The 14,350-nt window shown below is 66.0% G+C and carries 10 protein-coding genes; 6 read left to right on the forward strand and 4 right to left on the reverse strand.

What is annotated here, in order from left to right:
- Positions 1–99: 99 nt before the first annotated feature.
- On the forward strand, positions 100–2,838 hold the full coding sequence (locus BLS11_RS18295) for a DUF1565 domain-containing protein (RefSeq protein ID WP_092539247.1): 2,739 nt from the start codon (positions 100–102) through the stop codon (positions 2,836–2,838).
- 42 nt (positions 2,839–2,880) lie between these two features.
- Here the strand turns inward: BLS11_RS18295 and BLS11_RS18300 are convergent, their stop codons facing one another.
- Positions 2,881–3,840, reverse strand: coding sequence for a hypothetical protein (locus tag BLS11_RS18300; RefSeq protein ID WP_092539271.1), 960 nt, complete (start codon positions 3,838–3,840; stop codon positions 2,881–2,883).
- Positions 3,841–4,077: 237 nt separating this feature from the next.
- On the opposite strand from BLS11_RS18300, the gene BLS11_RS18305 reads away from it, so the two are divergent.
- Positions 4,078–5,844, forward strand: coding sequence for an asparagine synthase-related protein (locus BLS11_RS18305; protein ID WP_092539248.1), 1,767 nt, complete (start codon positions 4,078–4,080; stop codon positions 5,842–5,844).
- A 69-nt stretch (positions 5,845–5,913) separates the two neighbouring features.
- Here BLS11_RS18305 and BLS11_RS18310 read toward each other — a convergent pair whose 3' ends face one another.
- Positions 5,914–6,879: a glycosyltransferase family 2 protein gene (locus tag BLS11_RS18310; RefSeq protein WP_092539249.1), complete on the reverse strand. Its 966-nt coding sequence runs from the start codon at positions 6,877–6,879 to the stop codon at positions 5,914–5,916.
- Positions 6,880–7,121: 242 nt separating this feature from the next.
- Between BLS11_RS18310 and BLS11_RS18315 the strand changes: the two genes are divergently transcribed.
- Positions 7,122–8,204: a DUF1616 domain-containing protein gene (locus BLS11_RS18315; protein WP_092539250.1), complete on the forward strand. Its 1,083-nt coding sequence runs from the start codon at positions 7,122–7,124 to the stop codon at positions 8,202–8,204.
- A 27-nt stretch (positions 8,205–8,231) separates the two neighbouring features.
- On the opposite strand, the gene BLS11_RS18320 is transcribed toward BLS11_RS18315, so the two are convergent.
- Positions 8,232–9,185 (reverse strand): glycosyltransferase family 2 protein, encoded by a 954-nt coding sequence (locus tag BLS11_RS18320; protein WP_092539251.1) that lies wholly within the window; start codon positions 9,183–9,185, stop codon positions 8,232–8,234.
- Between the two features lie 5 nt (positions 9,186–9,190).
- The gene (locus BLS11_RS18325; RefSeq protein ID WP_092539252.1) at positions 9,191–9,463 is read right to left on the reverse strand and encodes a hypothetical protein; all 273 of its coding nucleotides are present in this window, start codon (positions 9,461–9,463) and stop codon (positions 9,191–9,193) included.
- Between the two features lie 388 nt (positions 9,464–9,851).
- Between BLS11_RS18325 and BLS11_RS18330 the strand changes: the two genes are divergently transcribed.
- The 3 genes from BLS11_RS18330 (at position 9,852) to BLS11_RS19585 (ending at position 14,341) form a co-directional block, all read left to right on the forward strand.
- Entirely contained in the window at positions 9,852–11,708 is a 1,857-nt protein-coding gene (locus BLS11_RS18330) for a hypothetical protein (RefSeq protein ID WP_245699015.1), read from the forward strand.
- Between the two features lie 159 nt (positions 11,709–11,867).
- Positions 11,868–12,935, forward strand: coding sequence for a glycosyltransferase family 4 protein (locus BLS11_RS18335; protein ID WP_092539254.1), 1,068 nt, complete (start codon positions 11,868–11,870; stop codon positions 12,933–12,935).
- Positions 12,936–13,345: 410 nt separating this feature from the next.
- Positions 13,346–14,341, forward strand: coding sequence for a hypothetical protein (locus tag BLS11_RS19585; protein WP_092539255.1), 996 nt, complete (start codon positions 13,346–13,348; stop codon positions 14,339–14,341).
- The last annotated feature ends 9 nt before the right edge of the window (positions 14,342–14,350 follow it).

Below are 14,350 nucleotides of genomic sequence, written 5' to 3' on the forward strand. Positions count from 1 at the left end.
ACATTCGTTTATTTTTTGTTGTCCCACAGCACATTTCTGTACTAATATCGAGAAATATACGAAAAGTATATATTCTGGAGGTGGTGTGAATCATCCGGAATGGCAGAAGACACGGTTCGCACCGAAAAGGGGAACGGGGATGACCAAAACCGGGGGACGGAGGAGAGTAAACGTCTCCTTAACCGACGCGACGCGCTGAAGATGGGGGCGGCCGCGGCCGCGGTCGGGCTGAGCAGTGTGGGGACGATAGCTGGTTCGGCCGCCGCCGCCAGCGAACGATACGGAATCTCGTTCAACCGCGTCGTCAACGCCGTCGACGACCTGGGTCTCGACCCGAACGGCAACGAGCCCATCGACTCCGCGATAAACCGGGCCATCGACCGAGGGGACACCCTCATCGAGTTCCCGCCGGGCACGTACTACTGGAAGGACACCATCGCGGAATCGGGGGTCAACAACTGGGGAATCCGGGGACTGGGCGACCACCCGACCGACGTCAAGTTCGTCTCGGACGAGGGGGCCTCGCAGTTCCTCCTGAAGGTGAACGGGGGACGCGGCATACTCGTCGAGAACTTCGCGATCGACTACGGCTTCGACCGGCAGGGGAGCCTGGGAATGCTCCTGAAGGCCAACGACAACATGCGCGTGCAGGACATCCACTTCGTCGGCTTCAACCCGACGCAGGGGAACGGCGCGGTGGACAACCTCAGTCCGCAGGCCCTCGACTCGGACGGCCGAGTCGTCGTCGACGGACTCGTCCGCACCGGCCCGACGGACATCACCTCGCACGGCCACCTCGACGGTGACGCGAACGAGGGGTGCATCTGGCTCGGGAGCAAGCACGTCGGCGAACTCGTCATCCGGAACTCCCACATCGAGAACACCGGGACGAACGCCATCTACGCCCGCGCGGCGCAGGGCGCCGTGAAGATACAGGACAGCCTCTTCGTCAACAACAACCAGACGTCGCTCCGCATCGGCGGCGACGGATGCCACGTGAAGGGCTGCCGGTTCGTCGTGGACACGGACAACGCGACCGACGAGAACGGCGGCGAGTTCATCAACCCCCACGCCATCACGTGGGAGACCGGCAGGCGAGGCGACAAGGGCGGCTACATCGAGGACTGCGACTTCATCTACAAGTCCGCGCCCTCGAAGACGACGGCGGCCGTCTGGGTCGACGGCTCCGCGGGCGAGATGGCCATCCGGAACAGCCGGTTCCAGATGGACGTCGACGGCATCGCGGCCGTCCGCATCGACAACCCGCGCGACCCGCGCCTCGGCACCACCGGCGAACGACCGTGGGGCGTCACCCTCGACGGCGTGAGCGTCACCGGGTCGTCGTCCGGGTCGGCTCCGGCCATCCGCATCGACAACCGCAACGGTTCGACCATCCGAAACAGCTGTCTCCAGTTGACGGGGAACCGCGACGGCATCTACCTCCGCAACTCGGACAACAGCGTCATCGAGAACACGAACATCAACGTCACCGGACAGGCGACCATCTTCGACGGGTCGAGCGTCTCCACCTCGGGCATCACGCACTCCGATTCGTGCCCGGTGCCGGACGACTCGTTCACGGTCGGCGACGGGACGACGACGAGTCCCTCGACGGACACCTACGGCAGTTCCTCGCACCCCAACACCCTCACCGTGACGGGGAAGGGAACGAAGACGAACTACGAGTTCTCCGCCACCGGGGGCCTCGAAGGGCAGAGCGACGTCGAGTCGTGGGACAGCGTCGACTCCGGGAACGTCTCGGCGTGGATCACGAACGACGGCGACACGGACACCTACGCCTTCTCGAAGGCGTTAGGCCCCGTCAACATCCTCGAAGGGGACGCCGACATCTCCGTCAACGGGACGGTCGTCGACCCCGCGACGCTCGTCGCCGACGCCGCGTGCGACCACACGCTCCAGATAGTCCCCGACGGCACCTCGACGAACTACCACCTCGAAGTCTCGGGCGGCGTCATGGACCACCCGGGTCTCGGCACGTCGCTGACGAAGTACGACGCTATCGACGGCGGCGTCATCGACGGCTGGGTGACCAACGACATCGACGCCGTGCAGTTCTCCGGCGAGGTGACCGCCTTCTCCTTCACCGAGGGCGGCGCGACGCTCTACCTCGACGGCGAACAGGTCGACCCCGCGACGCTCGTCTCCAGCACCTCCGACGGCAGTACGTCGGACGGCTCCACGGACGACACGACCAACGACAGTACCACGGACAGCGCCTACGACTACGCGCTCGAAATAGTCCCCGACGGTACCTCGACGAACTACCTCCTCGAAGTGTCGGGCGAAATCGCGGACCACCCCGACCTCGGCACCCCCCTCACGCAGTACGACTCCCTCAACGGGAACGTCCTCGACGGATGGGTGACGAACGACAGCGACGGCGTGCAGTTCTCCGGCGAAGTGACCGCCTTCTCCTTCGTCGAGGGCGGCGCGACGCTCTACCTCGACGGCGAACAGGTCGATCCCTCGACGCTCGTCTCCAAGACGTCGAACGACGGCACGTCGGACGGGTCCACGGACGACTCCACCTCCGACGGCAGCACGGACACGACTGGGCTCCCGAACGTCATCACCATGGACGGAAGCGAGACGAAGCGGGTCACCGGCTACGAGATAACCGTCACCGGCGAGTTGGAGAAAGACACCGCAAACAGCGTGTCGGCCAGTTCCTGGGACGACCTCACGGACGAAGTCGACGGCAGCACCGTCGTCGGCGTCGTCGACGAGGGTATCGACCGGTTCCGCTTCTCGGGCGACATCGAGATGCTGAACGTCAACGGGAAGGCGTCGGTCTCCTTCGAGGACAACGACGGGTAAACCCGGACGCACCCGTTTCGGTCACCGCTCCTCGGTTCACGCTCACAGGTAGCCGAGACTCTCTAACCTGTCTTCGACGAGGTCGTCGGCTTCCGTCTCTTCTTCTTCTCCGTCTCCGAGAGAGATATCCTCGGACGACGCCTCTCTGTCCGTCTCCGCCTCGCCCTCGGCCGCGCCGTGGTGAATCGTCTTTCGCGGCCCGTTCTCGAACACCAGCCACGGCACTTTCGTCAGTTCGGTCGTGTAGATGCCCGGCGGGTGGCCGTACTCCCGGTTCGGCACGGGACGCGACCGGTCGCCGATCATCTGGCCGTGGTCCGCGGAGACGACCGTCTTTCCCGGAAGCGACTGCATTAGTCGTTCGACGTGGGGAAGCGCCACGTCGAGGTTCTCGCGGAACGCCCGCCAGAGAATCTCGTCGGAGACGCCGAGTTCGTCGCCGAAGGCGGCGTCCCACTCGAATGCGAGGTCGTCAAGGTCGAAGTACTTCTGCCCCGTCTCGCCGACGAACGGGTAGTGCGGTTGGAGGAAGTGGACCAACAGGCGCTTGTTCGGGTAGCGTTCGGCCGCCGTCTGGGCGTACTCGACGACCGTCTCGGGCATCACCGTGCGGTACGTGTCGTGCCACCCGCCCTCCTTCCAGACGTTGACAACGTCGTGGAACTCGGCGTCCAGTTCGTCGCGCTTGCGGTAGTACATCGGGCTCGCGGTCACGTACACCGTATCGCGCAGGTCGCGGTCCGCGACGTTGGCCTCGAGGAATTCGCTCGTGTGCGCCCCCTGCGAGACGCGAGACTCCAGCCGGCCCGGAAGGTCGTGTTGGTCGCGGAACATGTCGTAGCGGCAGGCGTCGAGGATGAAGAGGTTGTCCCAGTCCTCGGAGAAGACGTCGATACCGTCGTTGTGCCGACGGTTTCCGCGGGTGTGGACGAGACGGTTCGCTTCGCGGACGAGGAGGTGCGGCGAGTCGAGTCCTCGCTTCAGTTGCGAGAGAGAGTACATGCGTGTATCGAGCGGAGAGAACCACTCCGTGGACATTGTTATTAGAGTGATAATGGACGCGGGCGGGCGCGGCGTTCGAACGCGGCGGTACGAGCGCCGACGTGACGGGAATCCGTCCCGGTCTCGGTGAGCCGAACCGGCGTTCGCGGCCTCCTGAGGCCCTTAGTTTCACTATAACGAATATCACGTACGGCGACGGAAAGATAACGCGCACGTAGCACGCGCGGCTCTCAAACTATGACCGGACTCATCGGCGGAAGCTACTCCGAATCGACGCTCCGCCGCCTCCTCGGGGAGACCCCGACGAAGGCGGAGAGCGAGACTGTGACGCTCTCTCGCGGCGACTACGCGCTCGGCGTCGAACACCTCGCCGACAGGGACCCCGGCGGGTGGGAGACGTACGACGAGGACGGCCTGACCGGCGTCGTCTACGGTGCCGTCTCGAACCTCTCTGCGCTCTCTTGGGACGCGAAGGACCTGTTCGAACGCGCCTTCGAGAACCCCACCGACACCCTCCCGAACGTGGACGGACCGTTCGTGTTGGCCTGCACCGACGGCGACAGACTCGTCGTCGCGACGGACAAACTCGGCACCCGGTCGGTCTACTACGCCGAAGACGGGGACGACTTCGTGTTCGGGTCGAACCTCAACGAAGTCGCAGAGACGGTCGAGGACCCCACCGTGGACGAACGCGCCGTCGGCGATCTGCTGATGATAGGGCACGTCTGGGGCGACAAGACGCTCTTAGAGGAGGTGACGTTCCTCGATAGCGGGAGCGCGCTGGAGTACGAGGGCGACGACCCCAGGGTGCGGCGCTACTGGAACTTCGAGTTCGACACCCGGCCGAAGTCGTCGTTCACGCCGAACCTCGTCTCGGCGTACCGGACCGCGATTCGGGACTCGGCGGCGACCATGGACGACAGTTCCGTCGGGTTGTGGCTCTCGGGCGGCCTCGACAGTCGGACGATGGCCGGCGAACTCAGCCAGTACGTCCCGGACATGCGGACGTACACGTACGACGCGAACCCCGCCGGCGGCGGCAACATCGAACTCGCGCGGGAGATCTGCGACATCCTCGGATTGGAGAACGAGGAGGTGGACCTCACCCCCGGACCGTTCGTCGAGAACTTCGAGGACGCGGTGACCATCACCGACGGGATGCTCGGGTGGAACACGTTCCTCAACCTCACCGCCACCTTCTCCGTCCCCGAACCGACGGACATCCTCCTCGAAGCGTGCGGGCAGGGGGGGATGATGGGCGACGGCATCGGACGCTCCTCCATCGAACTGAGCGACTCCCGCGAGGACGCCCTCTACCGCGCGAAACACCAGACCGACAAGGGGACGGTGTCGGACCTGCTTTCGGGCGAAATCGACCTCGACCGAACCTACGAGGAGGAGGTGGCCAAGAGCGGACAGGACGGCTACGCCGAGACGGTGATGGACGCGTACTACCGGAACTACTTCCCCCGCGGCGACTTCGCCAGCAACAAACTCGTCCGCAGTCGCGCCGGGACGCGCGTCCCGTTCGCCCACGGGGAGTTCCTCCGCGCGGTGACCCAGATGCCCCTCGAACAGCGCGTCGGCTGGATTCCCGGGACGAGGGGGAAGATTCCCTCCGGCACCGCCGAGGCGAAACTCGACCTCGCGCGCGAAATCGGCTACGGGATGGCGGAAGTCCCGTACGAACGGACGAAGATGCCGCCCGAGGAACCCCTCTGGAAGCACGTCGCCGGGTTCGTCACCAGCACGTCGGTGCAACGCCTCCGCGGCACGACGGCGTACGGCGGCCGCCGGATGCAGAGCGTCTGGTCCATCTCCGACGACGAGATGCGGTCGATGCTGGTGGACCTACTCGACGACGCCGCGGAGAGGGAGTTCCTCGACGCCGACGCCGTCGAGACTATCGCGGAGGAACACTTCGAGACCCAAGAGGTAGACCACATCGGCGCGGTGTCCGGACTCACGACGCTGGAGCAGTGGCTTCAGACGAACTACGACTGAACGCGACGCGGGAGTAGTCCCGCGAGGGACTCGGAACGACCTCCGCTAAGAGAACGTTTTTCCGACGCTTCAGACCGAGACTCGCCCGGAGAGCCACTGCTTCGCGCGGCGCGCCGACCCGTAGGTGAACGGACCGCCGATGGCCAACGCCAGATAGCCGTACGCGGACACCTGCGTCGGGTCGCGCCGAATCGACCGGAGGAGGTGTCGAACCGAGTCGCGGTAGTAGCCGTTTCTGAGCGCCGAGAACCCGAGCGTGCGGTCGAAGTTGGAGAGGAACTCCCGGCGGCAGTCCTCGCCGTACGACGCCGCGAGCGACTCGTGTTTCTCGACGATGAGGGGGACGGACTCGTCGCGTTTCTTCTCGAAGTTGTCGGTTATCTGGCCGTGGTCGGTGACGCGCCGGACGACCAACGCCTCGGGCACTGAGGCGTAGCGGGCGTGTTGCGAGAGGCGGATGTGCCACTCGCGGTCCTGCAGACTCGGCAGTCGTTCGTCGGGGTAGCCCGCGTCGTCGAAAACCTCGCGGCGGACCGCAAATCGGGAGAACGTCGCCGCTTGGAGGGTTCCGCGGAGGAGTCGTTCGGTCACGTCGCCGGCGTACTCGGGAACGACGCTGCCGATCTGTTCGCCGTCGGCGTCCACGATTTGCACGCCGGCGGCGACGACGCCCACCTCGGAACCGCCCGCGTCGAACGCCTCGAGGTATCGCTCGACGAGTCTCGGTTCCCAGTAGTCGTCGTCGTCGAGGAAGGCGACTATCTCGCCGTCCGTGGCTTCGATGCCGGTTCGACGGGCGGCGTTCGCGCCCCGGTTCTCCTCGTGGCGGAGACACCGCCACGAGAGGCCGTCGAGCGACAGGTCCTCGAGGACCGGTTCGACCGGTTCGGGCGAGTGGTCGTCCACGACGACGAGTTCGACGTTCGAGTACGTCTGCGCCGCGACGCTCTCGACGGCGTCGGGGAGGTAGTCCGGCCGGCCGTACGTCGGGATGACCACGCTCACTTCGGGGGCGTACTCGGATGTCGCGTCCATTGTCGGAACATTCACCGAAGCGGGTTTTGTTATAGGGAGCGTTCCGCGACGACGGCTCGAACCGAGGGCGAGAAGCGCGATTTCGGAACCGGTCGGAGAGCCGAGGCGGCGGCGTCTCCGGTCGGGATGTCTGTTATTCTGATAGTAACGAAGGTGATACGGAGTAGACAGCCGGTAGTGACCCGCAACTCGACCATCCGAGGGGGAGTGTCGTTCGAAGCCGTCAGGCAGGGGAGGGAGCCGTGAGTCGGAAGGGACTCGCGGCGGACGCGATTGTGACCCTCGCCCTCGTCGCGGGGACCGCCTTCGTCGTCAGTTCGGGCATCGGCGGTCCGTTGCAGGTGGTCGCCGGCGCGGTTCTCGTGCTGTTCCTTCCGGGGTACGCGGTTTCGACGCTCGTGTTTCCGGCCACGGAGTCCGGCCGGTCTCCGTCCGACGTGATGTCGAGACGCGGGAACGCCGGGTGGCAACTCGGCGGCGGCAGCGGACCGAAACGCGCGGGGCTTCCGTTCCTCGAACGCCTCGCGTTCGGGTTCGGACTCAGCGTCGCGTTCGTCCCCGTGTTCGCGTGGACGCTCGACGTCGGGATGTTGGAGTACCAGCGACCGGCGATTATCGGCATCGCGACCGGAACGGCCGCCGTGGCGACGATTCTCGGCGCCGTTCGGCGCGCCAGAACCCCCGACGGGACGCGGTACGTCGTTCCGTTCGCTCACGGAGTCGCCGGCGTCCGAGACGCGTTCGACGGATCGAACGGAAACCGAGCCGTGAACGCCGCTCTCGCGGTGGCGATACTCCTCGCGGTCGGGGCGGTGACGTTCAGTCTCGCCGCGCCCGCCGACGGGTCGGAGTTCACGCAGGTGTCGATTCTCACCGAACAGGAGAACGGGAACCTCACCGCCGGCGGGTACCCCGAGCAGTTCACCAGCGGAACGTCCTCGGAGATGGTTCTGCTGGTGGAGAACTACGAACACGAGCGGACGAAGTACACCGCCGTGGTCCAACTTCAGCGCGTCGAGGACGGCCAAGTCGTCGAGCGCGAGGAGCTGAATCGGGAGTCTCAGACGCTCTACCCCGGCCAATCGTGGCAGTACGGGCACCGGGTGACGCCGACGATGGAGGGGCAGGACCTCCGACTCGTCTACCTCGTCTACCGCGGTGACGCGCCGGCCGACGCGCGCGAGGAGACGGCGTACCGTTCGGTCAACATCTGGTTCGACGTGGTTCCGGTCGGCAACGGAAACGGGGCGAACGGCAGTAGCCAAGCCGCGACGGACGGGACGACGCAGACTGCGACCGAAACGGCGACGCAGACCGAGCCGTAAACCCGTTTTCGCGCGGAAAATCCGCTCTTACGCTCTGCCGCCGCCCGCGCGGCCGCCGGGGAGATTCACCTTCTTTCGGAGCGACGTGAACGCGAGCGTCAGTCGGACCATCGCGTCCAGACAGACGAGCGCGAACCGGTCGCCTCGTGCCCGGTCTGAGCGCGACGAGGTCGGTTTCGAGTACTCCCTCGCCAGTTTGGACACCTCGGGGCGGGTCGCCGCCAGCAGTCGCCGACGCCGCCGTCCGGCGGCGCGCTTTCGGAGGTACGACCGCACGTCCGTCGCGTAATCGTGGTAGATGACCGGACGGGGGTCGTAGACGATATCCTCGCGGTCGTAGCCGCTTGTGAGCAGTCGGTACGTCAGTTCGATTCCCTCGTGGCCCGCCCGCCCGGAGAGCGACTCGTCGAACCCGCTGACCTCCCGGAAAGCCGCGCGTCGGATCGAGGCGTTGCCCTCGATGTTCAGCGTGAAGGGAACCCGCTCGTCGCCGAGGTCGTACCACGTCTGCAGGCGGTTGTACAGCGAGTCGCTCCGCGGGAGGACCCGGCCGCGGACGGCCACCGCCCCGTCGTCGTGTGCGGCGCGGTGCGCGGCGACGAAGTCGCCGTCCGGGATGCCGTCGTCGTCGAGGAAGATCAGGAGGTCGGAGGCCGCCACCTCGGCACCGACGTTCCGAGCCACCGTGACGCCGTAGTTGCCGTCGAGGTGGACGAGGGCGCTCACTCGTTCGGTCCGTTCGACGAGTTCGTCGAGGTCGAACCGGACGCCGTTGTCGACGACGATCACCTCGAAGTCGTCCGCCGTCTGTTCGTCGAGGGCGTCGAGCGTCTCTCGAAGCACCGCCCGCGGCGTCCCGTAGGTGACGATGACGACGCTCGCGGAGGGTGCTGCGGACAGGGGACGCTCGGTCGAACTGCCGACCATCTCGCGGTACTGCGCCGGGAGTTCGTCGACGCGAGACGAAGTAGCAGCCGACATCGGTGTCACTCCTCGGGAGCGTCGTTTCGGGCCGGTCCGTCGTCCTCGTCGGCGTCCCCCGGAAGCTCCGTGTCCAAGAACTCCTCTCGGCCGGGGAGCGCCGCCACGGCTTCGTTTATGCCGCGGTACGCGGCCGTCTCGACGGCGTCCTCGAAGGCGTTCGTCGAGGGGTACTCCCGGAGCGTGAGCACCCGGCCGTCTTCGGTCAGGTAGACGATTTCGGTCGTCCCGTCCGTGTGGCTGTACTCGTCGCCTTCCACCGGCGCGTCGTCACTCATCGTTCGAGTCCGCGAAGTCGGTCAGTGCGCAGTCCCGTCGGGAGGGGCGGGTCGCGCCCACTCCGGTACGTCGGTTCATGAGTACCCGTACGATTCGAACCATTATCGTTATTCTGCCCGAAGTGAAGGCCGTTCCACGATCACCCATCCGCGCCGCGTCTGCGTCTGCGATTCCTTCCGGCGGACGCCGTCGGCCTCCGGTCTTTCGCGCCGACGGTCAGGAGTTCGCGGGCGTTACTTTAGACATAACGAAAGGAGCGGTATTCGTGGTGGTGAGTGTGAAATTCGTATCGACAGCGGTACGCACTATCGGGGCGGACAGACACGGTTGCTGTCCGTCCCTCGATCGATGAGTGCGACTCGGACGGGGTGGTCGCAGTCACGGGCGGTGAGCGACGACGCTCTGCGCCTCGCACTCGTCGTCGGCTACCTCGCTCTCGCCGCGGGAGTCGTCGTAGCGAGGGTGAACCCCTCGCCCGGGTACGACGCGTCGATATACGCCTCGACGCCGTTCGTCTACTGGGCCGGCTTCGGCCTCGCGGTCGCACTCGGCCTCGGCGTCGCCGTCTTCGGCCGACGAGTGACGCGAGCGCTCGGCGTCGCACTCGCCGGACTCGCCATGCTCACCTTCCTCGGTCTGCCGTTCCTCCGAGGGACGTACTTCTACGGGTCCGGCGACGCGTTGACCCACCTCGGACTGGCGAAGTCGCTCCTGCGGACCGACTTCGCGTTCATGGACCTCATCTATCCCGGCGGGCACTCGCTGGCTATCTTCCTCTCGGAGGCGATGGGCGTTCCGCTCCGTCACGGGTTGATGTACGCCATGATGACCGCGTCGGTGGTCAGCCTCGTGTTCGTCCCCCTCGCCGTGTGGGCCGTCGTCCCCGACGGTCGCGCGGTCGGGTTGGCGGTGTTCACGGCGATGCTGATGCTGCCGATGAACAACATCAGCACCCATCCGGGCTTCCACAGCTACACGCTGACGACGCTGTACTTCCCGTTCGTCCTCTATCTCACGTTCAAACACATCACGCGGGGGGCGGAGGACGAGACGCTCCCGGAGTGGGCGTCGGCGGTGAGTCTCGTCGCGCCCATCGCACTCGGCGCGACGGTGTTCTACCACCCGCAGGTGGCCATCGACGTGCTCATCCTACTGTTCACGGTGTTCGCCGTGGGGTACGTCCTGCGCCGCCGCACGGAGACCGCCGGGGCCGCCGGGGCCACCGGGACCACCAGGACGTTCGATCATCGACTGCTCACCGGGCAGGTTCTCGCCCTCGCGGTGATATTCACCGCGTGGGCCGTCCAGCACCAACAGACGTTCATCTTCGCCGAGAACCTGACGAACTCCGTCACGGGGTTCCTCCAGACGGGAGAGGGCGCCGGACAGATAGCGCAGGACCGCGGGAAATCGGCCGACTCGCTGAACATCAGCCTCGAGGTGCTGTTCGTCAAACTGTTCGGCATCTCGTTCCTGTACACCCTGCTGGCGGGCGGTCTGGTGCTGAAGGAGGTACTTGGTGGCGTCCTCCGCGACCGGAGCGGCGACGACTCCGAGATGGCCGTGACGTACATCGGCTTCTCGGCGCTAACCCTCGGGCCGTTCTTCGCCGCGCAGTTCGTCGGCAACGTGTCGTCGTACTTCTTCCGCCACCTCGGCTTCGCGATGGTTCTCATCGGCGTTCTCGGCGCTATCGCCCTCTACAAGGCGGTGACCGAGTACGGATCCGCCCTGAGCGGCGGTGCGCGCGTCGCGAGCGTCCTCCTCGCCGTTCTCGTCCTGACGGGGTCGCTCGTGGCGTTCTACCCCTCGCCGTACATCTACCTCCCCTCCTCGGAGACGCCCGAATCGCAGTTCGTCGGCTACGACGCCACGTTCAAACATCAAGCCGAAGAAGTCCCCGTGGCGAAGGTGCGCATCGGTGCCTCGCGCTTCACCGACGCGCTCACGACGACGGTTCCCGGCCGACTGCTGTGGAGTCCGAACAAGACCGAGTTCGACAGCATCGAGAACTTGACGAAGTATCGGGAGAACGAACGGACGGACCACCCCGGATACTACCTCGTCGTCTCCGAACGCGACAAGGGCCGCGAGGTGAAAGGGTTCCACGGCATCCGCTATCAGCGGGAGGACTTCCGAGAGATAGACGGGGCGGTCACGCCGCGACTCTCCCGCGTGCAGACGAACGGCGACTACCGTCTGTACTACGTCGACCAAGAGGGACTGGTGAACACGACCGACTGAGTTCGTCCGACCGCGCGGCGTTACCGCGGTTGTAACGCCGCCGTTCGTTCGCCGGACGACGACCGAACGCTCGGCCGACGGCGCGCGAGACGCGTCGATTCGTCCGACCGCGGCGTAACTACTCCATTACTATCCACGCTTCTGTCGTGGGAACACTCGATGCGGGCAACAGATATCATGCTGGTCGGACCGGCGGGGAAACCGACCGGTGGCATCGCACAGTACATCCGCGAGCAACGGGAGCGTCTCGGCGACGGCGTCTCCGTCAGAGTGTACGACGTGGCCGTCGCCGACACCGACTCCCCCTCGGCGTTCGTCCGCGCGGTGTTGCACGCGATGTGGCAGGCGCTCTGCTTTCCCTTCCGGCGGCCGCCGGACGTGCTCCACGTTCACTCCAGCCACTGGTACTCGTTCTTCCAGTCGAGTCTATACGTGCTCTACGCCGCCGTCGTCTGGCGCGTCCCGGTCATCCTCCACGTCCACGGGTCGTCGTTCGACAGCTTCGTCCAGTCGGACTCGCGCCTCCTCCGGTGGTACCAGTCTCTCGTCTTCGACCACTGCGCGAACGTCATCGTCCTCTCCGAGTACTGGCGCGACGTAGTGGGGCCGCGCGTCGGGCAGGAGAAGACGACGGTGCTCCCGAACGCGGTGGACCCCGACGAGTACGACCCGACGTACGGCGCGCGCCCGCCGCACGTCGTCTTCGTCTCGAACCACATCGAGCGGAAGGGCATCCGCGAGTTCGTCGACGCCGTCGAGCAACTGTCCGCGCGCGGCGAGGAGTTCCGCGTCACCATCGCCGGGTCCGGACCCCTCTCTCACCTCTCGGAGGACCTCGCGGAGCGACACCCCGAGGTGACCTACGAGGGGTACGTCAGCGAGGAGCGAAAGCGCGAACTCCTCGGCGAGGGGTCGGTGTTCGTCCTCCCGACGCACGCCGAGAACCTGCCCATCGCGCTCCTTGAGGCGATGGCGGGCGGGAACGCCCTGCTCTCGACGACGGTCGGTGCGATTCCGAGTCTGATTGACGACAACGGCGTTCTCGTCTCGCCGGGCGACCCCGATTCGCTCGCCGCGAGTCTCTCGGACCTGGTGAACGACCCCGAGCGGGTGGACGAGATGGGACGGAAAAGCCGCGAGCGAGTCGAGGAGGAGTACTCGTGGCCCGTCACCGTCGAACGCCTCGAAGCGCTCTACCGCGGCTTGAAACAGTGCGAAACGAACTGAAACAGTGAGCGAGAGCGACGCGAGAGCCCGCCTATCCGCCTCTCGCCGGGGAGTGTCGGCGAGACGCCCGGAGACGTTCTTTCCACCGCGCTCAGTCGCTCTCGCGCGTTCGCGAACGCCGCGCGGAGTCGGCCCTTCTTTCGGCCGTCCGCGCGCGCGGCGAATCCGACTCCCCGCCGCGACGATCCGTTAACTCGGTGTTAACACGGTGATAACGGAGAATCTGGCCATCCTCACGGACACCAAACTGGCCGTACAGCGCTTCTCCACGCCTCGAAGCGGCGATGAGCTACCCTTCCGTTCATTCACTAATTAGTGAAAGTCAGGAGTCTATTAGTATATTTACAGACAAAAAACGCCCAAAATAATCGAAGCACTTATCTAAATAATCTCTAATTAACCGAGCGTCCATGGCAGAAAGACCGAACGATGCGGGCAGGACGGATGGGGACGAATCGAGTGGGACGCTTCTGGGGCGTCGCGACGCACTTCGACTGGGGGCGGCGGCCGCCGCAGTCGCCACGGGTGCGGCCGCGACGAGCAGTCCCGTCGCTGCGGTACTCGAACAGAACGACATCGAGTTCGACCGGCGCGTCAACGCCGTCGAAGACTTGGGGGCGGACCCGACGGGGACGGTTCCGATAGACGCCGCCTTGGGCGGGGCGGTCGACGACGGGGTGCTCGTCGAGTTCCCCGCGGGGACGTACAGCGTGAACATCCCGATAGAGATGGGGGAGCGAACCGGGTTCGTCGGCGTCGGGGAGACGGCGGCGGACGTGCGGTTCCGTCCGACCGGAGCGGCGGGGAACCAGTGGCTCCAGTTCGCCGAGACGGGCGACAGCGTCGTTGGGGGCTTCACCGTCGTCGGCGACACGCCCGGCAGCATCGGCGGAACCGTCGACGGGTCCGTCGTCGTCTCGAACGTCGCGTACGACGCGGTCGGGGCGGCGCAGGCGGGGGCCGAACCGCACACGCTGGAGATAGAGTGGATGGGCGAGAACGTCACCTACGAGTTCACCGTCGAGGGCGACACCGAACCCGGCGACGACCTCACGGAGGGACGGGCGGCGACGTTCGGGCCGAGCACCGAGGGCTACCTCACCGGCGGCCTCCACCGCTTCGAGTACACCGGGTCGCTCGCCGACCTGCGCCTCTCGACCGGCGCGCGCGTCACGGTCGACGGCGTCGAAGTGGACGCCGCGACGGTGGGCGACGACGCGGACGTCGAGTTCTTCGCGGCCGCCGAGGGGGGGTCGGCGACGTACGACCTCGTCGCCTCGCGTCGCGCGGGCACGCGCGGAAAGACGCTCGATGCGGGCGACGACGACGCGGTCACCGTCACCGAGGGCGTCGAACACCTCTCGATAGAGGGGAGCGCACTCGTCGACGTCGCGCGGAAGTACTGAGTCGGAAAT

This window comes from Halopelagius longus, from assembly GCF_900100875.1.
GTDB lineage: Archaea > Halobacteriota > Halobacteria > Halobacteriales > Haloferacaceae > Halopelagius > Halopelagius longus.